The sequence below is a fragment of the Ornithinibacter aureus genome (genome assembly GCF_009858245.1).
Lineage (GTDB): Bacteria > Actinomycetota > Actinomycetes > Actinomycetales > Dermatophilaceae > Fodinibacter > Fodinibacter aureus.
This window is the reverse complement of the sequence record NZ_VMSB01000001.1, coordinates 2,357,945-2,378,521: the sequence shown is the minus strand read 5'-3', so window position 1 is coordinate 2,378,521 and position 20,577 is coordinate 2,357,945. Positions and strand designations below refer to the sequence as shown.

25 protein-coding genes are annotated in these 20,577 nt (G+C 70.6%); 18 read left to right on the top strand and 7 right to left on the bottom strand.

The window, feature by feature from the left end; all coding sequences use genetic code 11:
* Positions 1-84 precede the first annotated feature (84 nt).
* Genes C8E84_RS11305 through C8E84_RS11290 form a run of 4 tightly spaced genes read left to right on the top strand, consistent with a single transcriptional unit; the run spans position 85 to position 3,245 of the window.
* Positions 85-1,566 (top strand): hypothetical protein, encoded by a 1,482-nt coding sequence (locus C8E84_RS11305; protein ID WP_159902211.1) that lies wholly within the window; start codon positions 85-87, stop codon positions 1,564-1,566.
* Positions 1,567-1,595: 29 nt separating this feature from the next.
* Positions 1,596-2,165, top strand: coding sequence for a hypothetical protein (locus tag C8E84_RS11300; protein ID WP_159902209.1), 570 nt, complete (start codon positions 1,596-1,598; stop codon positions 2,163-2,165).
* Positions 2,162-2,512 carry a hypothetical protein gene (locus C8E84_RS11295; RefSeq protein ID WP_159902207.1) on the top strand — a complete coding sequence of 117 codons (351 nt, stop codon included), beginning with the start codon at positions 2,162-2,164 and terminating at the stop codon, positions 2,510-2,512. Before C8E84_RS11300 ends, C8E84_RS11295 begins: the two co-directional genes overlap by 4 nt.
* A gap of 31 nt (positions 2,513-2,543) precedes the next feature.
* Entirely contained in the window at positions 2,544-3,245 is a 702-nt protein-coding gene (locus C8E84_RS11290; RefSeq protein WP_159902205.1) for a prepilin peptidase, read from the top strand.
* On the opposite strand, the gene C8E84_RS11285 is transcribed toward C8E84_RS11290, so the two are convergent.
* Positions 3,229-3,873: a hypothetical protein gene (locus C8E84_RS11285; RefSeq protein WP_159902203.1), complete on the bottom strand. Its 645-nt coding sequence runs from the start codon at positions 3,871-3,873 to the stop codon at positions 3,229-3,231. The genes C8E84_RS11290 and C8E84_RS11285 overlap by 17 nt on opposite strands.
* Positions 3,874-4,062: 189 nt before the next feature.
* Here C8E84_RS11285 and C8E84_RS11280 point away from each other — a divergent pair, with 189 nt between their 5' ends.
* The 3 genes from C8E84_RS11280 to C8E84_RS11270 are packed head-to-tail and all read left to right on the top strand — an operon-like array spanning position 4,063 to position 6,415.
* Positions 4,063-5,478 carry a hypothetical protein gene (locus C8E84_RS11280; protein ID WP_159902201.1) on the top strand — a complete coding sequence of 472 codons (1,416 nt, stop codon included), beginning with the start codon at positions 4,063-4,065 and terminating at the stop codon, positions 5,476-5,478.
* Positions 5,475-6,008, top strand: a complete 534-nt coding sequence (locus C8E84_RS11275) for a hypothetical protein (RefSeq protein ID WP_159902199.1) — start codon at positions 5,475-5,477, stop codon at positions 6,006-6,008. Before C8E84_RS11280 ends, C8E84_RS11275 begins: the two co-directional genes overlap by 4 nt.
* Positions 6,005-6,415: a hypothetical protein gene (locus C8E84_RS11270; protein WP_159902197.1), complete on the top strand. Its 411-nt coding sequence runs from the start codon at positions 6,005-6,007 to the stop codon at positions 6,413-6,415. The genes C8E84_RS11275 and C8E84_RS11270 overlap by 4 nt, the downstream gene beginning before the upstream one ends.
* 6 nt (positions 6,416-6,421) lie before the next feature.
* Here the strand turns inward: C8E84_RS11270 and C8E84_RS11265 are convergent, their stop codons facing one another.
* Entirely contained in the window at positions 6,422-6,805 is a 384-nt protein-coding gene (locus C8E84_RS11265) for a hypothetical protein (protein ID WP_159902195.1), read from the bottom strand.
* 52 nt (positions 6,806-6,857) lie between these two features.
* Positions 6,858-7,412 carry a hypothetical protein gene (locus C8E84_RS11260; RefSeq protein WP_159902193.1) on the bottom strand — a complete coding sequence of 185 codons (555 nt, stop codon included), beginning with the start codon at positions 7,410-7,412 and terminating at the stop codon, positions 6,858-6,860.
* 136 nt (positions 7,413-7,548) lie between these two features.
* On the opposite strand from C8E84_RS11260, the gene C8E84_RS11255 reads away from it, so the two are divergent.
* The 11 genes from C8E84_RS11255 (at position 7,549) to C8E84_RS11205 (ending at position 17,143) form a co-directional block, all read left to right on the top strand.
* On the top strand, positions 7,549-8,325 hold the full coding sequence (locus C8E84_RS11255) for a hypothetical protein (RefSeq protein ID WP_159902191.1): 777 nt from the start codon (positions 7,549-7,551) through the stop codon (positions 8,323-8,325).
* Positions 8,326-8,354: 29 nt separating this feature from the next.
* The gene (gene cpaB, locus C8E84_RS11250; protein WP_246196902.1) at positions 8,355-9,053 is read left to right on the top strand and encodes a Flp pilus assembly protein CpaB; all 699 of its coding nucleotides are present in this window, start codon (positions 8,355-8,357) and stop codon (positions 9,051-9,053) included.
* Positions 9,050-10,717 carry a CpaE/TadZ family protein gene (locus C8E84_RS11245; protein WP_159902187.1) on the top strand — a complete coding sequence of 556 codons (1,668 nt, stop codon included), beginning with the start codon at positions 9,050-9,052 and terminating at the stop codon, positions 10,715-10,717. Before cpaB ends, C8E84_RS11245 begins: the two co-directional genes overlap by 4 nt.
* Positions 10,718-10,734: 17 nt before the next feature.
* The gene (locus C8E84_RS11240; RefSeq protein ID WP_159902185.1) at positions 10,735-11,070 is read left to right on the top strand and encodes a TadE/TadG family type IV pilus assembly protein; all 336 of its coding nucleotides are present in this window, start codon (positions 10,735-10,737) and stop codon (positions 11,068-11,070) included.
* On the top strand, positions 11,067-12,380 hold the full coding sequence (locus tag C8E84_RS11235) for a TadA family conjugal transfer-associated ATPase (RefSeq protein WP_246196901.1): 1,314 nt from the start codon (positions 11,067-11,069) through the stop codon (positions 12,378-12,380). The genes C8E84_RS11240 and C8E84_RS11235 overlap by 4 nt, the downstream gene beginning before the upstream one ends.
* Positions 12,380-13,303 carry a type II secretion system F family protein gene (locus C8E84_RS11230; protein ID WP_159902183.1) on the top strand — a complete coding sequence of 308 codons (924 nt, stop codon included), beginning with the start codon at positions 12,380-12,382 and terminating at the stop codon, positions 13,301-13,303. The genes C8E84_RS11235 and C8E84_RS11230 overlap by 1 nt, the downstream gene beginning before the upstream one ends.
* Positions 13,300-14,208 (top strand): type II secretion system F family protein, encoded by a 909-nt coding sequence (locus C8E84_RS11225; protein ID WP_159902181.1) that lies wholly within the window; start codon positions 13,300-13,302, stop codon positions 14,206-14,208. The genes C8E84_RS11230 and C8E84_RS11225 overlap by 4 nt, the downstream gene beginning before the upstream one ends.
* Complete coding sequence (locus tag C8E84_RS11220; RefSeq protein ID WP_159902179.1) at positions 14,201-15,376, top strand: sensor histidine kinase; 1,176 nt, start codon at positions 14,201-14,203, stop codon at positions 15,374-15,376. The genes C8E84_RS11225 and C8E84_RS11220 overlap by 8 nt, the downstream gene beginning before the upstream one ends.
* Complete coding sequence (locus C8E84_RS11215; protein ID WP_159902177.1) at positions 15,373-15,993, top strand: response regulator transcription factor; 621 nt, start codon at positions 15,373-15,375, stop codon at positions 15,991-15,993. Before C8E84_RS11220 ends, C8E84_RS11215 begins: the two co-directional genes overlap by 4 nt.
* Positions 15,994-16,182: 189 nt before the next feature.
* Entirely contained in the window at positions 16,183-16,389 is a 207-nt protein-coding gene (locus tag C8E84_RS11210; RefSeq protein WP_159902175.1) for a hypothetical protein, read from the top strand.
* A gap of 94 nt (positions 16,390-16,483) precedes the next feature.
* Entirely contained in the window at positions 16,484-17,143 is a 660-nt protein-coding gene (locus C8E84_RS11205; protein WP_159902173.1) for a hypothetical protein, read from the top strand.
* 73 nt (positions 17,144-17,216) lie between these two features.
* On the opposite strand, the gene C8E84_RS11200 is transcribed toward C8E84_RS11205, so the two are convergent.
* The 4 genes from C8E84_RS11200 to C8E84_RS11185 are packed head-to-tail and all read right to left on the bottom strand — an operon-like array spanning position 17,217 to position 20,568.
* Positions 17,217-17,807, bottom strand: coding sequence for a hypothetical protein (locus C8E84_RS11200; RefSeq protein WP_159902171.1), 591 nt, complete (start codon positions 17,805-17,807; stop codon positions 17,217-17,219).
* On the bottom strand, positions 17,807-18,874 hold the full coding sequence (locus C8E84_RS11195; protein WP_159902169.1) for an OmpA family protein: 1,068 nt from the start codon (positions 18,872-18,874) through the stop codon (positions 17,807-17,809). The genes C8E84_RS11200 and C8E84_RS11195 overlap by 1 nt, the downstream gene beginning before the upstream one ends.
* A 51-nt stretch (positions 18,875-18,925) precedes the next feature.
* A complete protein-coding gene (locus C8E84_RS11190) occupies positions 18,926-19,501 on the bottom strand; it encodes a hypothetical protein (protein WP_159902167.1) in 576 nt (191 codons plus the stop codon).
* A gap of 2 nt (positions 19,502-19,503) precedes the next feature.
* Positions 19,504-20,568 carry an OmpA family protein gene (locus C8E84_RS11185; protein WP_159902165.1) on the bottom strand — a complete coding sequence of 355 codons (1,065 nt, stop codon included), beginning with the start codon at positions 20,566-20,568 and terminating at the stop codon, positions 19,504-19,506.
* Positions 20,569-20,577 lie beyond the last annotated feature (9 nt).

Below are 20,577 nucleotides of genomic sequence, written 5' to 3'. Positions count from 1 at the left end.
AGATCAGGGCCCACGGACCCATCGCGGATGCCGGGGTGCGACGTAGCGTCGCAGGCGTCAGTGAGGTCTCGGTGGGGGGAAACGATGCAGTCAGCGCAGTCGCGACGTCGGCGCGAGCGGGGGGCGGTCGGGCTCGAGTACGGCGCCGCCATCGCCGTCGCCGCCCTCGTGGTGGGCCTCATCGCCTTCTCCGTCTCCTCCGCCGGGGCGGACGTGCGCGGTCACGTCTGTCGGGCCGTGGCGAACGTGTTCCAGGTCGAGGCGTCGTGCGGCGGCGGTGACGGCGGCGAGAGCGCCGAGGAGCCCCCGGAGGAGGAGACGTTCGAGCCGGAGAAGTGCATGCTGCACGAGACCGGTGACGAGTACAGCAGCGTCATCAAGATCGGCTTCATCGAGATCGGGGAGAACGCCGGCTTCGTCGTCACCGAGTACAGCGACGGCACCGTGACGATGATGGCGACCAACGGGGCGGAGATCGGGGCCACCGGCGGGTTCGGGGCCGACGCGGCCTGGGGCCAGCTCGAAGCCGGGGCCAAGGTCGACTTCGGCGCGAACGTCGAGTTCGACTACGGCAGCACGTGGCACTTCGAGGACATGGCGCAGGCCGAGAGCTTCCGGGAACAGCTCGACGACTACCTCTACGACCAGTGGGCCATGACCCACCCCGTCTGCGGCATGGGCGTGTGCATGCCGCGGCCCACGACGGGAGCCCAGCCGCCCCCGGTTCCGACCACGAAGTTCTCCGGGGTCGCGCTGAACGTCGACGTCAACGCGGCGTTGGGCATCAGCCGGACCACCGGCACCGCCCCGCTGACCCAGGCCAGCCTGACCGAGCAGGGCATCGCGAGCACGTTGTCGGGCAGCGCGCAGTGGACGACCACCACCGACACCGGCGGCACCCCTGACGACCCCAGCGACGACACCCGCACGTACGTCACCGACCTCTCGCTGAACTCCGAGGTGACCGGCCAGGTGGCGCTGGCAACGGGTGGGTTCGGGTCGATGGTGGGGATGTCCTACTCGGTCAAGAAGGACAGCGAGGGCAACATCATCGAGATCCAGATCGTCTCGACGAGTGAGGTCACCGGCGGCCCCGGCGGCACCGTCGACGGCGGGGTCACCCAGGGCCAGGGCCAGAACCAGACCGGAGGCGGGGGCTCGGTGAGCGGCGGCACCACGGAAGGCGACGTCGTCGTCACCGAGACCACCCTGGCGATCGACCCCGACGACGCTGCCAGCCAGCAGACGGTGCGGGACTGGATGGGCGGCAACGGTGACTTCCAGTGGCCGGGTCTGATCTCCCTGAACATGGTCGACCCGTCGACCGCGGACCCTGACAACGCCTTCGCCATGCTCCTGCACAACAACGCGACGAGCAGCACGATCGCCTACGACAAGGTCACCGACGTCGCCGGGTTCGCCCTCAACGTCAAGTTCGGCCTGGCGTTCGGTGTCGACTTCTCCGCCGAGAACTCCGAGACCACGGCATCCGAGGCCACGTACCTGGGAGCGCCTCGCCCCGACGGGACCCGGCCGATCCTCGACTACACCGAGTGCGTGTCATGATCGGCAGCCCACGATCCACCCCATCCGCGATGAAAGGTCCCACCGTGCCCGTCCTGCGACGAACCGCGCTGCGACGAACCGCGCTGGCCGTGACCCTGGCGCTCACCGTGACCGCGGGCGCCGCATGCTCCGGTGGCAGCGAGTCGTCCTCCGGTGACGCCCCGGACGGCTGGACGACGGTCACCGACGAGCGCATCACCGTCCAGCACCCCAGCGACTGGGCCTCCGAACCGCCGTCGGGCGAGCCGTGGACCCACCGCTTCGTCGGCGACGGCATGGAGATGCAGGTCGCCGGGTCGTTCAGTGACGACGAGACGGCATCCTTCGCCCTGTCCAAGCTCGACCTGCCCGCCATGGTCGAGCTGGACGGGTACGACGGTGGGGGAGCCACCGCGATCGAGGTCGAGGGTGCCGACAGCGCGCTGCGCAGCGACTTCACCTACGAGGTCGACGGCACCCCGATGAAGGGGGTGTGGCTCATCGCCGGCCAGTGGCCCAACCCGGGGACGGCCGTCGTCACCATCACCGGCGAACGGCTCGACGACGCGGTCATCGAGCACGTCGTCGACACGATGACCTTCAACCGGCGCACCTCGTGACCCGACCACCAGCCATCTCGGCTGCGGTGGTCGCCGTGGTGGTCGCCGTCGCCGTGCAGGCGACCCTCCTCGTGTTCGCGCAGGTGTCCGTGGCGGTGGCTGCCGCCGTCGCCGGGCTGGTCCTGGGGTGGCTCGACCGGCCGGATGCCGTGCGCGACATCGCGCTCCCGGCCGCGGTCATCGGGCTGGTGGCCACCGTCGCGGCCATGGCCGTCATGGCCGCGCGCGGGACCGCCGTCCTCGAGGGGCGGTTCCTCGTGGCGTGGGTCGTGACCGCCGTCATCGGGACGGTCATCGCGGCCGGTGTCTCGTGGGGTGTCGGCCGGGTCACGGCGCTCGCACGGTGACGGTCGACGGCATCCGGCGAAGGGTGTGGAGGTGACCGGCACCGAGGCGTTCGCGATCACCGCGACGCTCGCCACGGCATCCGCGGTCGTGGGGTGGTTGATCGCGCGATGGTTGCGCACGCACGCCCACCGGTACGCCGACGAGGTCGGCCTCGAGTGTCGGACCCACGCCTGGGTGCCCGTGGTGAGCGCGCTCGTGCTGCCGCTGCTCGCCCTCGGGGGGTGGCGCACGCACGGGTGGTCGCTGGCGCTCGTGACGTGGACGATCGGGGCGGTGCTGCTGACGATGGCGGCGATCGACATCGACGTGCGGCGGCTGCCAGACCGGTTCACCAAGCCCCTGGTGCCGGCAACCATGCTCGGGACGGGGCTGGTCGCCCTGGTCACCGGTTCGGGGGGTGACTGGGTGCGGGGGGTGCTCGGTGGCCTGGTGCTCGGCGTCGTCTACCTGGTGCTCGCGCTGCTCGGTCGGGGGACCGGGTTGGGGCTCGGCGACGTCAAGCTCGCCCCCAGCCTGGGGGTGCTGCTCGCCTTCCAGAGCTGGGCTGCCGTGGTGCTCGCCTCGGTGCTGGCGTTCGTGTCGGCGGGGGTCCTCGGGCTGGTCCTGATCGCCCTGCGCCGTGCCGATCGGCGCTCGACGCTGGCCTTCGGGCCACACATGATCGGAGCCGCGATGCTCGTGCTGGCCGCGCCGGGCCTGGGGTGGGTGCTGGGGCTCAGCTCGTCGGGGTGAAGGTCGACAGCACCTCGGCGAACCCGAGCTTCGCGAAGTCGTCCTCGGGGGCGATCGCGAGGGCATTGAGGATCAGCCCGGAGTTCACCTGGACCATGAGCTGCCAGTTCGTGACGCCGCCTGCCACCCCCTGCGTGGGCTGGTTCCACTGCAGCAGGATGGCGCGCTGGGCGCCGGGCCACTCCAGCTCGGAGCGGGTGACCTTGATGGCGGGGTCGACCTCCAGCGTGATCTCGAGGGTCTTGGACTGCTCGATGGCATCGGCGCGGGGCTTGGCGTCGGTGACGACCGCGACGAGCGGCGGCTGGGAGCCCGCTGCCGGGGCGATCCACCGGTACGTCGTCGTGCCCTCGGCGCCCGGGGCGGTCTGCTCCTCGAACTTGGCCGGCACCTGGATGCTCCAGCCGTCGCCGGACACCGTGCGCGCATCGATCTGGGCCTTGGCGCTGTGGGCGAAGACCGGGCTGGGGGTCTCCGACGGGCGGATCGACTCCAGTCGCGGCGGGAGGTCAGCGTCGCTGGCGGACCCGCTGCAGCCCGTGAGCAGGGCCCCCAGAGCACCGACGGCGATCAGGGTGAGCGCAGTGGCACGGGGCTTGCGGCGGGCGGGGCGGCTGGAACCAAGCATGCGTCGGAGTCTAGGAGCGCGGGCGCTGACGACCGCATCGCTGCTTCGTGGACCTTCACATTTGGGACCACGGGCCCAAGACCCGTCGCGGTTCGCCGTGAAACCCTGTACTCGGTCCTCGACCCGCAACTGTCACCCGACCCGGGTGGGGCAGGGCGGTGTGGAGGGATGGCACCTGAGGGGACGACGATGACAACGCTTGACCGCGCGCGGGAACGAGGCGCGACCTCGCTCGAGTACGCGGGCTTCGTGGCGGTGGCGGCCCTCGTCGTGGCTGCCGTCTTCCTCGGCGTGGCGGGCGGTTCGATGCCGTTGGCACGCGGGGTCACTGCTGCGATCTGCAAGGTGTTCACCCTCGGTCAGGGCTCCTGCGAGGTGGCCGACACGGCGAGAGACCGGATGCCGGTCGAGCCGTGCGTCGTGAGCGCCGACGGCCGGGAGAGTTCGGTGAAGGCGGGGGTTGCCATCACCGGTGGGGCCGGTGAGAACTGGTACGTCGAGTCGCTGTCCGACGGCACCTACCGGGTGACCCGGGGGACGTCCGGCTCGGTGGGCGTCGAAGGTGGGGCCGGCTTCAGCCTCACGGGCGTGTGGGCAGACGAGACCTTCGGGCTGGAGGCCGGGGCGTGGGCCAGTGCCGACGCTGCCTTCAACGGCGGCGAGGTCTACCTGGTGCCCACGCGCGACGCCGTCGACGACCTGGTGGCGGCCCATGCGTCCGACGTGGCCAAGGACCTCGTCGTGGGGAACGAGTCGGTGCCGATCCTGTGGTGGGAGGCACCGAACCCGGTGCGGTGGGCGGCCGACGGGCTCACCGACCTCGCGGGGGTCCCGAGCCTTCCGACCCCGAGCGAGACGTACTACGAGGGCGGCGTCTCGGCCGAGGCCAGCGCGTCCGCCACGTTCATCGCCGCCAACGCGCAGGGCGAGGTCGGGGTGCAGGGCCTTCTCGGCTTCCGCAAGGGTGCCGACGGGACGAGCACCACGTACTACGCAGCCACCTTCGACGGCAGCGTCAGTGCAGGGGTGCGCGGGGGTGACGGGAAGGGCGACATCGTGCACGCCACGGCGGGTGCCTCCGGAGAGCTCGATGGGGTCATCGAGATCGAGCGCGACAAGGACGGTGCGGTGACCGCCGTCGTCGTCAAGTACGCCGCCACCGGCACCGCCTACGCCGGTGAGGATCCCAGCGACGACGGGAAGCGGTGGGAGTACACGGCCGAGCTGCCGGTCACCACCGCGGCCGACCGCCAGGTGGCCTCCGCGTTCCTCGGAGCCATGAACATGGAGTCGGTCCCCGGGTTGCCGCCCTACATCCCCAACCCGACCGCCGGCCCGCCCAACCTCAACGACCCCACCCGCATCGTGGACGCCGTGACGGTGGTCCCGGCAACGCTCGACTTCGCCGACGCGATCGCCGACCGCGGCTACCAGTCCCGCCAGACCTTCACCGCGAACCAGGACAAGTACGGCGGCAACTTCGACGCCGCCTGGATCGCCAAGGTCGGGGTCGGCGCCGAGGTCACCATCTCGTCCCTGGTGTCGGATCGGGCGGAGTACTTCAACGGTGACTCCTGGGTCGAGTGGGAAGGCTGTGCGGCGTGACCCGAGCCCTGCGAGCAACCGGTGCGGACTACACCCGGTTGTTCGCCATGATCCGCTGGCCCGCGCTCGTCGGGGCGTTGATCCTGCTCGCGCTGGCGGTCGGCATCGTCGTGCAGGGCCCCACCGAGCAGCGGGTCGTCGGGCCCGTCCCCGCGGGCAGCACCATCACCTCCAGCCTCCCCGGTTCGGTGGCCTTCGACGTCTTCGTCAGCACGGATGCCGCGGCGGACGTCGTGTGCCGGGACGGCACCGGGAAGCAGGTGAGCACGCTGCAGTTCCCCATCCCGGACGACCGGGTCATCGACGGTGCGCCATGGTTCGGGACCGGGGCCCGGGTCGAGCTGCGTGACGGGGAGTCGACCGCCTGCGCGGCAACGGGGGCCGAGGTCGGTGACGTGCTGCTCGTGCACCGCACCGGGCTCGTGCGCGTTCTCCAGGCTGCACTCTTCGGGGTCGTCGGACTGGTCGGCCTCGGCGTCTGGGGGGTCGGGACGCGGGCCGCCCGACGACTGCGGACGGTGACGTCGTGACCGTGCAGCGGGCGGCGGCCGGCGTCGGCGCGTTCCTCGTCCTGGTGATCGGGACCAGCGTGTGCGTGGTCGCTGCGGGTGCCCTGGCCGGTGTGACGGGCAGTGCGCCGTTCGGGGTCGTCCTGAAGTCGGTGCTCGTGCTCGTGCTGCTCGTGAGCACCCTGGGGTCATTCATCCGATGGGGGCACGGCGGGTCACCGGCGCTCTGGCTGGGCATCGCCCTGCTCGCCTACGTCGCCACTCCCTCCAGCTGGGCCGCCAGCACCCTGTTCACCCGTGCCCTCGGGGCGCCGTCGACGCTTGCGTGGGTGGCCGACGCGGTGGTGTGGCTGCTCCTCGCGTGGCACACCACCCGTCGCGTGCTCCCCGAGGCGAGTCGCGACGACGGCCTGCACCGCCTGCGCTGAGCCGGCTCAGTTCCCGACGTAGATGTGCTTGAAGCCACTGCCCCGGCACGTGATCGACGTCTGCGGCTCGAGGTCCTCGACCTGGGCGAGCGCGTAGAGCCTGGTGTCACCGAGGCGGCGCTCGCCCTGCTGGGGCTCGGCCAGCCGAGGTGATCCGGGGCCGCTCACGGTGCACACGCTCGGGTCCGGCTCGCCCCCCGGCCGTGGGTCGGATCCGTCCGGCGACGACACCCAGATCGTCGCCGTCCCGGGCGACTCCACCACGGTGAGCGTCTGCCCGGCGATGGTGTCGGCCAGCAGCTCGACGCCGTCGTCGGGGCTGCTGCCACAGGCGGTCACCGCCAGCACCACCAACGCCGCGCTCCACCAGGCCCCCCGAATGCGTGTCATGCGGCCATCATGGCAAGGATGGTGCCGCGCAGCGCCGCGAGGGGCGGGGTGATCAGGATCCGAAGCGCCGGATGCCGCGCCCTCTCGGGTGGAGCAGGCCGGCGATGCCCAGCGCTGCGATTCCCCCGACGACGAAGGCCAGTGGCACGGCTCGCACGCCCACGTCGGTCGGCATGGCCACCACGGCGGTGGTGTCGCCCGTCGCGGGGTCGCACCGCAGCTGGTCGCCCTCGGCAGTGGTCCCCACGGCGACCACCGGGACGTACGGCTCGCCCTCCAGCACGCGGCTGCCGACGGCATCGAAATCGGGCCTGACCTGCAAGGACACCTCTGTTGCGTCGCGCAGGAGCACACACCCCCAGCTCGCGGGATCGGCCGGGTCCTCGTCCTCCCCCTGGGCGAACACGGTGGACCCGGGGTCGAACAGCGGCGAGGGGGTGAGGCTCGCGGGGACGCCGGGCGAGAGCCGGACCACGTCGGTGCGGGGCTGGCTCCAGGCGAGCGCTCCGACCGCGATGCTCACGACGGCGATCGTGGCGAGCAGCACGCTGCCGAGCACCCCGAGCAGGTGCGTCCGGTCAGCATTTGTGCGCTTTCGTTGGGTCAATTTCACTGTTCGCACTTTCGGGCGGGGGGCTCGCGGCGTGTAGCGTACATCGCAGTGGAGCCGGGTCGAACTGGCCGCGAATGATCGCGGCGACCGGCGGGGAGATGATCGCCGAGGCAGGCGGGGAGGTTCTCGCATGGAATCGAACGTCGCATTCATCGTCGTTGAAACCTCAATCAATCACGGTGGAGTGACGCCGTGGATCGCCGACGACCCCCGCGTCGCGGTGGCGTCGGAGGCAGCCTTCGCGGACATCCCGGGCTGGGTCTCTTCGCTCGGGGCCGATCACGTGGTCATCACCTCCCGGCCCACGTCCGGGTCGGTGGCCCGGCTTGCCGCGACCACCCTCGCCGGCGCCCGACCCGAGGTCGCCGTCGCCCACCGGGTCGTGCCGACGACCTCCGTCGCCCTGGCAGCCAGCGGCCTCAACGCGCTCGAGTCCGGCTCGGATGCCGTCGCGGTCCTCGGCGCGTTCGACCACCTGACCACGGCGTCGGCATCCGGCACCTGGCTGCGCTCGGTCACCAGGCTGGTCGACCCGAAGCCCTCACTGGGCATGCACGTGCGCTCGCTGTTCGGTCGAGGCTTCGTCGCGATGACCACACCCGCCCCGTCGGTGGGACGCACCCTCGAGACCCCGCCCGTCGGGCACCCGCTGCTCGTCGGGGCGGATGCCGCGTCGGCCGAGTTCGCGGCCGTGGTCGCGCTGGCCGGCGCCCACGTCGTCCAGTCCGTCCCGGTGCTCGCCGACGTCAAGCGCGCCCACGGTTCGGCGGGTGCGGAGTTCGTCGCCCTGGCCCCCGTCGTGCGAGTGGCCGAGGGCACGGCCACCTGCCCGGTCTGTGCCAGCCGGCAGAACGCCGTCACCTGTCCCTATTGCCACGTCCACTGTCGCATCACGGAGCCTGCATGAATCCCCGTCAACGGCGAGGCCTGGTCTTCATGGCCATCTCGATCCTCGTCGCCCTCGCCACGTTCTTCGTCGTCACCGGGTACGTGGCGAACGTCAACAGCCAGGTCGGCTCGCGCGTCACCGTCTACCGCGCGACGCAGCCGATCGAGCCGTACACGGCGCTGAGCACCGACAACCTCGAGCCGGTCGAGGTTCCCGAGCGGTGGGTGTCCAAGTCCTCGGTCCTGCGGATGGACGACCTCCTCGGCCGCCGCGTGGGCTTCCGGCTCAACGCCGGGTCGACCGTGTCGTCGGACATGCTCATCCCGAGCTCGAGCCTGACCCAGGACGAGCGCGAGGTCGCGGTCAACGTCGACTCCGTGACGGGCGTCGCCGGTCGGGTCCGTCCCGGTGACCGGGTCGACCTGTACGCCGTGTTCGCCGACGTTCCCGGGTTGCCGAAGTCGGTCAAGGTCCTGGCGCGCGACATCCGGGTCGTCTCCATCGCCGGCGAGCAGCAGGTCACCCAGGCCGGGGAGGGCGGCATCGAGGAGCAGTCGGTCATCCCCGTGACGCTCGCCGTCGTGCCCAAGGTCGCGATGAGCCTGACCTACGCCGCGAACTTCGCCGCCGAGGTCCGACTGGTCGCCCTGCCCAACGACGTCGGCACCGACCGCCGCGGTGAGGTCGACGCCTTCGACGCCTCCGAACTCGGTGGGACCGCCGTTCCCGAAGGAGAAGAGCGATGAGCCAGGTCATCATCGGGATGGCGGACGAGAACCTCGTCGCCGACCTCATGTCCCTCCTCGAGGAGATGGACGGCTTCACCGTGCGCGCGGTCGCGAAGTCCCCGACCGAGCTCGTCGACCTCGCCTCGCGGCTCGAACCCGACGTGGTCTTCGTCCACGAGACCCTGGGCATCGAGCCGGTCTCGCAGACGATCCGTGACCTCGCGAACCGGCGTCCGTCCACGGCCGTCATCCAGGTGTCGCAGATGCGCACCCCCACGCTGGTCATCAAGGCCATGGAGGACGGCGCCCGCGGGGTGGTCGCCTACCCGTTCGCCTACGAGGACGTCTCCACCCGCGTCATCGCCGCGGCCGAGTGGAGCGAACACATGAAGGCCGTGCTCGCCGGAGCCGCGGTCACCAACACCACCCGCGGTGAGGTCGTGGCCGTGGTGGGCGCCAAGGGAGGGGTCGGCACGACCACCGTCGCCGCCCACCTGGCGTTCGACCACCTGCGCGACCACCCGCAGGACAAGGTCTGCCTCGTCGACGTGGACATCGAGAAGGGCGACGTCGGTGCCATTTTCGAGGTGCGCCAGTCGGTGTCCATTGCCGACGTCGCCAAGGTCTCCGGTGACCTCTCCCCCCACGCCGTCCACGACGCCGTCATCCGGCACGAGTCCGGCCTGCACCTGCTTCTGGCACCGCTCGACGTGCGCGAAGGCGAGTTCGTCAGCCCCGAGGCGATCCGAGCCATCGTCTCGCTGCTGCGCCGCGAGTTCGACCTCGTGGTCCTCGACGGTGGGGGCCACGTCTCGCCCGCCCAGGCCGCGGTCGTCGAACTGGCCGGGGAGTGCCTCGTCGTCACCACACCGGACGTGCTCTCCGTGCGGGCAATGCGTCGCCGGATGATCGCCTGGTCGGCCCTCGGCGTCCGGGAGGAGCCGGGGTTCAAGGTGCTCGTCAACAAGGTCGACCGCGCCAGCCTCTTCCCGGCGAACGCCGTCACCAAGTTGACGACGGCCCATGTCGTCGAGACCCAGATCCCCTACTCGCCGAGGGTCCTCGAGGCATCGATCAACGACCGTGACCCGCGCGCCGTCACCGAGGTCGCCTGGTGGAGCCTGATCAGCAGCCTGCGGGTCGAGCTCGGTCTCGCGAAGGCGCCCGTCACGGCATCCAAGGGTCGCTCCAAGCGCGGCACGAACGCGCAGGCGACCACGGCGACGCCCAAGGGTCGGCAGAAGGGAGAGCGCGCGGGACGGGGCAAGGCCGTGGCGCAGCCCGACGAGGGCGCCGCTGCCACGGCTGAACCAGGCCCTGCCCCCGAGCCGGTCGCCGCAGGCCGGTCCAGGGAGTCGGGTGCCGTGGGCCTGGAGACGGTCGGCATCCTGCCCGCTGCCGTGCTGCTGTGCCTCATCGGGTGGCAGACGGCCGTGACGGGCTTCTCCTTCATCTACGCGGGGCACGCCTCGTCGGTGGCCTCCCGTGAGTACGCGGTCACCGCCGACGCCGGCGATGCCGAGCGGGCAGCCCGGGCCGCGGTGCCGAGCAGCCTGCGAGGTGGGCTGTCCGTCGCGGCGTCCGGGGACCGCGTGTCGGTGACCGTTCCCGTGGTCAAGGGCTTCCCCGCGGGGTTGCCGACCTCCCTCACGAGCACGCGCACGGTGGTGAGGGAGCAATGAGTCGCCGAGGTCGCGGTGTGCGCGACGAACGCGGCGCAGCCGCCCTCGAGGTGGCCGGCGTGGCCCCGCTCGTGATCCTGGGCGCCCTGGTGGCACTGCAGTTCGGGGTGGCCGGGTGGACCATCGTGTCGACCCACGAGGCGGCGCGCGACGGGGCCCGCGCCTACTCCCTGGGTGGCGACCCGCGCGCCGCTGCCGAAGGCGCCCTACCGGGGATCATGCAGGTCGCCGGGGACGGGGGGACGCTGAGTGCCGACGGCTACACCTACTCAGTGACCGTCAAGGTTCCGACCGTCGTCAAGATCGACATCGGGTCGGTGACCCGGAGCGTCACGATGCCGGTGATCAAGTGAACGACTACAGCTCCTTCACCGGTGGGGCCGTCACGGCGGCGACCAAGGAGGACGACAGCCTGGTCGTCACCTTCCGGCGGATGCTCCTCGAGGAGGTCGACCTCCACGAGCTGAGCAAGATCGACGCCAACCAGCGACGGGCCAGGCTCGAGCGCGTCATCGCCCACCTCGTCTCCCGCGAGGGCGTCATCCTGTCGGCGAGCGAGCGCAACCAGCTGGTGCGCCGAGTGGTCGACGAGGCGGTCGGTCTGGGTGTGCTCGAGCCGATCCTCAACGACCCCACCGTCAGCGAGATCATGATCAACGGGCACGACACCATCTACGTCGAGCGGGCTGGCAAGCTCGAGCGCTGGCCGGCCCCGTTCAGCAGCGACGAGCAGCTGATGCAGACCATCGACCGCATCGTCTCGACGGTCAACCGTCGAGTCGACGAGTCCAGCCCGATGGTCGACGCGCGGCTTCCCGCGGACAGCCGGATGCCGCGCGGCGCGCGAGTCAACGTCGTGCTCCCCCCACTCAGCCTCAACGGGCCCACCGTCACCATCCGGCTCTTCCCCCATGCGCTGAGCCTGACCCAGCTCATCGAACGCGAGTCGATCGACCGACGCACGGCGTTGCTGCTCAAGGCCTGCGTCGAGGGGCGGCTCAACGTCGTGGTGTCCGGTGGCACGGGGTCGGGCAAGACGACGCTGCTCAACGCGCTGTCGTCCTTCATCAGCCCCGACGAGCGGATCGTCACCATCGAGGACGCCGCCGAGCTCAGCCTGAACCAGCCACACACCATCCGCCTCGAGACCCGACCCGCCAACGTCGAGGGTCGCGGCCAGGTGTCGATCCGTGACCTCGTGCGCAACAGCCTGCGCATGCGGCCCGACCGCATCATCGTCGGCGAGTGCCGCGGCGGCGAGGCGCTCGACATGCTCCAGGCGATGAACACCGGTCACGAGGGGTCCCTCACGACGGTGCACGCCAACAACCCGGACGACGCCCTCTCCCGACTGGAGACGCTGGCCTCGATGAGCGACGTGGAGGTGCCCTTCCACGCCCTGCGCGACCAGGTGAACTCGGCCATCGACATCATCGTCCAGCTCAACCGGCTCGCCGACGGGTCACGCCGAGTCGTCGACGTGTCGTGGGTGCGCAGCCGTCGCCAGGAGGAGTTCGACCTCGTGCCCCTCATGCAGTACGCCATCGACCGCACCGATCCGGCCAAGCCGCAGGGTCGCTTCGACGTGTACGACCTGCCTGCGCCGCTGCGACAGCGTCTCACCGAGGGTGGGGCCGATCTGTCGCTGGTCGAGGTGGCCTGATGGTCGTCCTCGCCATCATCGTCGGGTCCCTCACGGCCTCGATGACGTTCGTCCTGGCGTTGCGCCAGTTTCTCGGACTGGTCGCCAGTCGCCGTCGGGCCGTCGGTGCCGCTGAGTTCGCCCGCGGCGAGCGGGAGTTCTCCCTGGTGCGCGAGCTGGACGAGCGGCTGCAACGCACGCGCCTCGGACGGTGGTTGGTCCGCGAGCTCGACCTCGCGGGCCTGAACCACCGCCCGATCCACGTGCTCGGGGTGGGGGTGGCTGCCGGGGCCGTCGGAACGTGGGTGTTGTGGCGGTTCGTCTCCACCGTGTTCGCCGTCCTCGGCATCGCCCTCGCTGCCGTTCTCGTCCGGCGCTACCTGAGCAGGGCGAAGGCTCGGCGCCGTGAGAAGTTCATCGCTCAGCTGCCCGAGCTCGCCCGAGTCCTGGCCAACGCGAGCCACGCCGGGCTCTCCCTGGCGACGGCGCTGGGGATCGCCGGCACCGAGCTGCCGGAGCCGGCGAGCAGCGAGCTCACCCGGGTCGCGACCCGGTTGAAGTTCGGGGCGCCACTGGCCACCGCCATCGAGGAGCTCAACGACCGGGTCGGTTCCCGCGAGACCAACGTGCTCATGTCCACCCTCATCGTGGCCTCCCGCAGCGGTGGCTCGCTCGTGACCGCGTTGCGAGACATCGCCGAGACCCTCGACCAGCGCAAGGAGACCCGACGTGAGGTGACGACGACGTTGTCGCAGTCCGTCGCGTCGTCGAACCTCGTCATCGTCATGGGCTTCGCGATGCTCTTCATGCTCAACAGCATCAAGCCGGGCACGGTCGACCGCATGACGCGCGAGCCCATCGGCCAGGTGGCGTTGGTCGTCGGCGGTTCGCTGTTCGCGGGTGGCTACCTGCTCATCCGGCGGATGACGAGGATCGAGCCATGACGCTCCTCGCCAGCGTCGTCCCGGGGCTCGTGGCCACCCTCGCCGTGGTGCTGCTCCTGCGGGGCTACCACCTCCTGCGCACGGACCCGGACGTCGGGCTGGACGCCGACGAGGTGCTCTACCTCAACAAGTCGGCACGCGACCGGGCAGGCAGCCAGAGCGCCCTCATGGCCCTGGCGTACCGGGTGGTGCCTCGGGTGCGCAGGGCGCTACCCCGGTCGGCCATCCGCTGGCTGCAGCAGCAGGTCGACATGGCGGGCCGGCCCAGTGGCCTGGACGTCGATGCCGTGCTGGCGAAGTTCGCCATGTGGGGGATGGTGCTGGCGCCCATCTTCCTCTTCGGCGTGACGACCGGGAACCTGCTGTACATCGTTCTCCCGGTGGTGATCGTCGGGGTGCTGCCCATGGCCCAGCTGTCCGGCCTGGCCCGCAAACGCCGAGAGGCGATCGACCGCGACCTCCCCGACTTCCTCGACGTGCTGGCCGTCACGGTCAGCGCCGGCCTGGGCTTCCGGTCGGCCCTGGCCACGGTGTCGCGCCGCTTCGGTGGCGCGATCTCCGAGGAGATCAACACCGTCCTGCACCAGATCACCAACGGGGCGAGCGTGCGGTCGGCGTTCACCGCGATGCGTGACCGCACGCGCTCCGATGCCGTCAACGAGTTCGTGACCGCGTACCTCCAGGCGGAAGAGCTCGGCGCACCCCTCGCGGACACCCTGAACCAGATCGCCGCGGACATGCGGCGGGCCACCGCCCAGCGGATGAGGCAACAGGCCGCCAAGATCGAGCCCCGCATCAGCCTCGTGATGACCATGGTGCTCATCCCCGGCGCCTTGGTCATCCTCGTCGGCGGCATGGTGCTGGCCATGGGGGCCGACCAGATCGGAGGCATCCTCGGTGGATAGGCCGGGGCACGCCGGGGTGGCCATGCCGCTGCGACAGCTCACCCAGGTGACGCTGCTCGCGCGGCTCGTCGGGCTGGCCACGGGCCTCCTGGTACTCAGCGGGACGCGGGTGTCGCTCGCGACGTCCATCGGCTTCCTCGTCGTGGGATTCACGAGCTTCTACGGGCTGATGAACACCTCCGTGCTCGACCTCGCCCGCAGGCACCCGCTCATCGCCATGGCCGATGCGCTGCTCCTTGCAGGCATCGTCGCGGTGAACGGGATCGACAGCCCCCTGCTGCTGGCAGCCCTCACCACGGCGCTGCTCCTCGGGCTGTGGCTCGAACCCGTCAGCGGCGCGATCGTGATGATCAGCCTCGTGTCCTGCTACGTCGGTGCGGCCCTGCTTGGTGCCGACGGTTCGGCCCCGGCCTTCACCTCCTGGGTGACGATCCCCTTCGTCTACGTCACGCTGTGGTTGCTCGGCCTGACGATGCGCCGTTCCGTGGAGTCCGAGGCGCGCGCCCAGCTGACGCTGCGGGATGCCGTGACCACCGCGGCCGCCACCGAGGAACGCACCAAGGTCGCCCGCGAGCTCCACGACAACCTCGCGAAGTCGCTGCAGGGCATCGCCATGACCGCGACGGCGCTTCCCCTGCAACTCGAACGGCATCCGGAAAGGGCCGCCGAGTCGGCCCTCTCCATCAGGGAGATGGCAGCGACGGCGGTCCACCAGGTGCGTGGCGTCATGGTCGACCTGCGCGCCAAGACCTCGGAGGGCACCTTGTCCGAGGCGGCGTCCCAGGTGGTCCTGGGCTGGGCGGCGCGCACAGGGCGGAACCCGCAGCTGCTGATCGACGACGTCGACGCGGCCGAGGAGGCGACGCGCTACGAGCTGCTGTCGGTGCTGGGGGAGTCCCTGGACAACGTGCACCGCCACGCTGGTCCCTGCGAGGTGACGGTCGAGCTCCACGAGGACCAGGGCTTCCTCTCGCTGACGGTCCGCGACACCGGATCGGGCTTCGAGCCCGCCACCCTCAGCGCCGCCCAGGCGGCCGGACACCATGGAGTTGACGGGATGCAGGAACGGATGGCGCGCGTGGGGGGCTGGTGCACGGTCACCGGGCAGCCGGGGCGCGGAACGCTCGTGGAGTGCCGGGTGCCGGTGCTGCACCGGGTGGAGCGATGACGGTCACCGTCGGTGTCGTCGACGACAGCGACATCATGCGCAAGGGCCTGCTCGCCCTGCTCGGCACCGATCCCGGGCTCGAGGTCGTCGGGCAGGCAGGCGACGGGGACGAGGCCCTGGCTCTGGTGCGTGCGTCCCGCCCGGACGTGCTCCTGCTCGACGTGCGGATGCCGCGTCGTGACGGCCTGTCCATCGTCAGCGAGATCGCGAGGCAGACCAGGGTGCTCATGCTGACGTTCACGGATGACGACGCCAGCATCCACCGGGCGATGTCCGACGGCGCGGCCGGCTACCTGGTCCACGGGACGTTCGACGCCGAGTCGCTCGCGCACATGGTGCGGGCGACCGCGAGTGGTGCGGCTCCCGTCTCCGACGTCGCGATGCGAGCGATCCAGCGCGGCCCCGTCGCCGTGGTGCCCGAGCCCGCAGGGGATCTCGGCCTGAGCGCCCGCCAGGTCGAGGTGATGGACCTCATCGCGCAGGGCCGGTCCAACTCCGACATCGCGAAGCACCTGTTCCTCGCGGAGAAGACGGTGAAGAACCACATCAACCAGATCTTCGCCGCGCTGGGAGTCAGCACCAGGGCCGAGGCCATCGTCCGGTGGCTCGGTCGATGACCTGCCTGCGGGTGGGCCGTCGCCCGGGCCCCCGACCGGGTCTGCGGAGGGGTCGCGACGTGGGCCCGCAGTTGGGCCCGCAGTTGGGTCCGTGGGCCCTGTGGCCGACGCCGTGAGGTTCATAACGTTGGTCATGTCAGCACGAAGGGCACCAAGGCCCGATCCGCACCACCGATGAGGGGACACCCAATGACTGCCAAGCTCAGCGCAAAGTTCACCACCGCCCTGACCACGCTCCGTGACCGCAAGGAGGCCGGTGCGACCGGTCTCGAGTACGCCGGCATGATCGCCGTCGCCGCTCTGGTCGTCGCCCTGATCTGGGGCGCCATCGACGGCGCCGGTGTCGACACCAGCGTCGGCACGGCGATCACCGACCTGTTCTCCCCGGGCGGCTGATCGTCCTAATCATCCAGCGTGGGTGGGGGGTGGACGTCGTCCACCCCCCACTCACGCATCGTCCGTGGCACAGGGGGAGATCATGAGGGATCCGATGACGGGTCGGCGTGTCGAGGAGCCGAGCGAGAGCGGGCAGGCAGCCATGTGGCTGGTGCTCACCATGGCCATCCTGTTCCTCGCGCTGGGGGTGACGGCCTACTCGCGCCTGGTCTCCGCGACCGATGAGGTGTCCGGGCTGCAGACCGCTGCTGATGCCGCGGCGCTCGCGGGTGCCCAGGCGATCGCCCGGGACGCTCCACAGGCGATCAAGGATGCCGTGCGGGACGGCGGCGGCATCCCCTGCGGCCTCGGCCGCGGCGAGGCTCAGAGCTTTGCCGCCCGCAACGGCGCGACCGTCACGTCGTACTGCTACTACCCCGTGCAGGACCGCATCGAGGTGACGGTGCGCAGCCAGGCAGTGCTGGAGTCCGGTCGCAGGGAGGACACCTCGGCGGTTGCCGAGCTCGACCTCCGGCTGGGGCCCTGCGTCCTCCCGGATGCGCCAGAGCCGCCCGAGCCCGAGCCGACTCCCACGCCGACCCCGTCGTCGACGGCGACCCCCACTCCGACGCCCACTCCGACACCGGACGACGTGGTGAAGAAGGGCCGGTGCGGCGAGGTGGAGTTCGACGTCACCTTCCCGGGCAGCGGTGGGCCACCCAGCTTCGGTTGGGGGCAGCTGAAGATCGAGGCCGACCCTCGCCTCACCGACTAGGGGCCATCGACGTCGACCGAATCGGCGCAGGGAGGCGACGTCGCCTCCCTGCGCCGATTCCGTGTCTGTCGGGTCAGCGGGTGACCGGGACGCTGATCGGCTTGTCGAAGCCGGCCTGGCGAACCTCGACGGTGGTGACCGTGTCGGGCAGCGCCGGGTAGTAGATGGTGCGCGGCTGCGCGTCCCCGCGGGCGTAGGCGGCATCAGTGCACAGGCAGTAGGTCTCGCCGCGGCTGTGGGTGAAGGTGAACGGCTCGTAGACCTTCTTCCCGGCGACGTCGACGAGGGTGGGCTGGTTCTCCCAGGACTTCTCACCCTGGTCACCGAGTGGCGCCGCCTGCGCGCCGGAGAACCAAAAGGTAAGCAGGGTTCCCCCGGCGGTCGCCCTCACCTCGGCGACGTTCAGGGTGGCAGGCTGCTTGCCGACAGTGCCCTTGGCGCTGCCCTGCACCGCAGGCAGGGTCGCCGCGAGCACCTTCGCGCTCTGGTCACTGGGAACGAAGGCCGGCGCGGACGAGGCCGTCGCCGACGAACTGCCGGAGCCGCTGGGCGAGGGCTCGGGGGTGTCGTCGGTGCAGGCTGCGAGGGCTGCGATCGCGGCGACGGCGATCGAGGCCAGAGCCACCCGCGAGCGAACCCTCGTGGCTGCGGTAGCGGTGTTCATCACTGCCCCTCCGTGTAGGTGATGCTGACGCGGCGGTTCTTCGCCTTGCCCGCAGCTGTCGCGTTCGAGGCGATCGGCTGGGTCTCGCCCTTCCCGACTGCCGTGATCGAGTACCCGGAGCCCAACTCCTTCGTCAGTGCCGCGGCCACCGCCTTGGCCCGCCGTTCGGAAAGCGCCTGGTTGTAGTCCTCGGAGTCGTCGGAGTCGGCGTGGCCGGTGACGGTCAGGGCCGTGCCGGCCTCACTGGCCTTGATCTGCGCCGCGGCCTTGGCCACCGTGGCGACACCCTTGGCGGTCAGCGTCGCGGAATTCTTCGCGAACAACACGTCGGAGGCCAGGGACACCTCACCCTGCGAGGTCGTCACGGCCCTCTCGAGGTCGGAGACGCGCCCCACGAGGGAGTAGGACTCCGGGTCCTGGGGGGTGGACGTGCCGACGAGGTTCATGTCCACCTCGGGCCAACCCATGCCGACGATGACGGGTTCCTGCTCGCTGGCCACGGGCAGGAGCAGGCCCTCCTCGACGGTGACGTCCGGGACCACCTGTTCAGCGACGGTCACGTCGACTGTCGTGACGCCCTCGGGGAGCGGCGCGAGGGCCGTCCACATGACGGAGGCCTGACCGGGCTTGACCTTGAGCAGGGACGACACGGGTGAGCACGCACACGGTGCGAACTTCTCGGTGGTGACAAGGGGGCGGTAGACCTGCGCGCCGGTGACGTCGGTGAGAGCGGCGTCGCCCATCGTCGGCCCGACATTGCCTGCGTAGAACGAGGACGTCGCGGGGCCGAGGAACGACAACTCGTTGTCCACCGGGCTGTCGACGGGGACACCCAGGGACCAGTACAGGATGGTGGCCCCCTCCACCCGGCGGACGCCGTGGACCGTCACGACGGCGGGAGGTCCGGACTGCACCGTCCCCATGGTGAAGGCCTGGCCGAGGATCGGGACCTCGTCGGCGGCGGATGTCCCCGCGGCACTCGACCCGGCGGGCATCCCCACGAGGAGCACGGCCCCCACCGCAGTGGCGGCCCCGATCGAGCGCAGGCTTGAGCGAATGGTCGTCACGACGTGGTTCCCCCCAGATGGTTTCGGCAACACTCTCGGTGGCTGCGCCGGTCACCGCGTGACGGGTACCGAGATCGGCTTGTCGAAGCCTGCCTGACGGACCTCGACGGTGGTGACCGTGTCGGGCAGCTGTGGGAAGAAGATCGTGCGCGGTTGCGGCACTCCACCGATGTACGCCGCGTCCGTGCACAGGCAGCGGGTGTCCCCCTGCTCATCCACGAACGTGACGGGCTCGTAGACCTTCTGCTCGGCGACGTCGACCAGCACGGGTTGGGCCTCCCAGGAGAGGTCTCCGGCGTTGACCAACATCTTCTCCGTCCCGGTGTGCCAGAACGTCAGGACGCTGCCGCCCTTCGTGGCGACGACAGTGGCCACGTTGAGGGTGGCCGGCGCGCCGGCCACGTCTCCGGTCGAGCTGCCAGCCACCGGGGGCAGCTGCGCACCGAGCACGAGAGCACTCTGGTCGCGCAGCGGCGTCGAGGTCGTCGTGGACGCACTCGATGACGCGGATCCGGTCGGACTCACCGAGGGCTCGGGGTCGTCCCCCGTGCAGGACGACAGCGCCACGACGGACACGACACCGAGGATCGCCAGGGTGAGGCGGGGACGACGGGGGGGCTGGGCCACGGTCACTGTCCTTCGGTGTAGGTGATGCTGACTCGGCGGTTCTTGGCCTTGCCCGCAGTGGTCTTGTTCGACGCGATCGGTTCGGTCTCGCCCTTGCCGACGGCCGTGATGGTGTATCCACCGCCGAGGGCCTCGGCGAGCGCCGCCGCGACGGCCTTCGCCCGCTTCTCCGACAATGACTGGTTGTAGGAGTTCGAGCCGTCGGAGTCCGCGTGACCCGTCACGGTCAGGGCCTTGCCGGTCTCGGTTGCCTTGATCTGCGCGGCGGCATCGGCGACCGTCTTCGTGCCCTTGGCCGTCAGGGTCGCGGAGTTCTTGGCGAACAGCACGTCCGCAGCCAAGGCGACCTCGCCGGTGGAGGTCGTGACGCTCTGCTCGATGTTGGACACGCGCTGGGTGAGCTCGAAGGCCGCGGGCTGCGACGTGCGCGCCGTGGCCAATAGCTCGGGGTCGGGCTCGGGCCACCCCATGCCGAGGACGAACGGCGCCTCCTGGTTCTCCGCCAAGGGCAGCAGGGGGCCGTCTCCCACGGGGACGTTCGGGATGACCTGCTCCGCGATGGTCACGTCGACCGTCGCGACGCCCGCAGGCAGTGGAGCCACGGCGGACCAGATGACCTGAGCCTGCCTCGGAGTGAGATCAGTCATCGTGGTGGACGGGCCGCACACGCAGGTCCTGAACTTGCCGGTCGGTTCCATCGGGCGGTAGGTGAGACCAGCGGTCCCGTCGGTCAGTGTCACGTCCGACTGGTTGACACCCGTTCGCTTCGACCTGAACAACAGCGTGGACGGGCCGAAGTAGGACGCGGCGAACTTCGCCTGCGAACCGTCGGGGATGCCGAGTGACCAGTAGACGATCGTGGCGTTGTCGACCCGTTGGACCCCGTGCACCGTCACCACCGCAGGAGGTCCGGCGGTGACCGTCCCCATCGTGAGTGCCTGGCCGAGAATCGGGATCTCGTCGGCGGCTGCGGCCGTGCCGGATGAGGCGGGTGATCCCGCGACGAGCAGGGCAGCCACGGCGGTGGCGGCCCCGATCGAGCGCAGGGTGGAGCGAACGGTCGTCACGGTGTGGTT

What these genes read in the sequence shown, in the direction of transcription:
- C8E84_RS11305 (WP_159902211.1), top strand. Translation starts at nt 85, where the DNA reads ATGCAGTCAGCGCAGTCGCGACGTCGGCGCGAGCGGGGGGCGGTCGGG.
- C8E84_RS11300 (WP_159902209.1), top strand. Translation starts at nt 1,596, where the DNA reads ATGAAAGGTCCCACCGTGCCCGTCCTGCGACGAACCGCGCTGCGACGA.
- C8E84_RS11285 (WP_159902203.1), bottom strand. Translation starts at nt 3,873, where the DNA reads ATGCTTGGTTCCAGCCGCCCCGCCCGCCGCAAGCCCCGTGCCACTGCG.
- C8E84_RS11280 (WP_159902201.1), top strand. Translation starts at nt 4,063, where the DNA reads ATGACAACGCTTGACCGCGCGCGGGAACGAGGCGCGACCTCGCTCGAG.
- C8E84_RS11265 (WP_159902195.1), bottom strand. Translation starts at nt 6,805, where the DNA reads ATGACACGCATTCGGGGGGCCTGGTGGAGCGCGGCGTTGGTGGTGCTG.
- C8E84_RS11255 (WP_159902191.1), top strand. Translation starts at nt 7,549, where the DNA reads ATGGAATCGAACGTCGCATTCATCGTCGTTGAAACCTCAATCAATCAC.
- cpaB (WP_246196902.1), top strand. Translation starts at nt 8,355, where the DNA reads ATGGCCATCTCGATCCTCGTCGCCCTCGCCACGTTCTTCGTCGTCACC.
- C8E84_RS11245 (WP_159902187.1), top strand. Translation starts at nt 9,050, where the DNA reads ATGAGCCAGGTCATCATCGGGATGGCGGACGAGAACCTCGTCGCCGAC.
- C8E84_RS11230 (WP_159902183.1), top strand. Translation starts at nt 12,380, where the DNA reads ATGGTCGTCCTCGCCATCATCGTCGGGTCCCTCACGGCCTCGATGACG.
- C8E84_RS11225 (WP_159902181.1), top strand. Translation starts at nt 13,300, where the DNA reads ATGACGCTCCTCGCCAGCGTCGTCCCGGGGCTCGTGGCCACCCTCGCC.
- C8E84_RS11215 (WP_159902177.1), top strand. Translation starts at nt 15,373, where the DNA reads ATGACGGTCACCGTCGGTGTCGTCGACGACAGCGACATCATGCGCAAG.
- C8E84_RS11210 (WP_159902175.1), top strand. Translation starts at nt 16,183, where the DNA reads ATGACTGCCAAGCTCAGCGCAAAGTTCACCACCGCCCTGACCACGCTC.
- C8E84_RS11205 (WP_159902173.1), top strand. Translation starts at nt 16,484, where the DNA reads ATGACGGGTCGGCGTGTCGAGGAGCCGAGCGAGAGCGGGCAGGCAGCC.
- C8E84_RS11200 (WP_159902171.1), bottom strand. Translation starts at nt 17,807, where the DNA reads ATGAACACCGCTACCGCAGCCACGAGGGTTCGCTCGCGGGTGGCTCTG.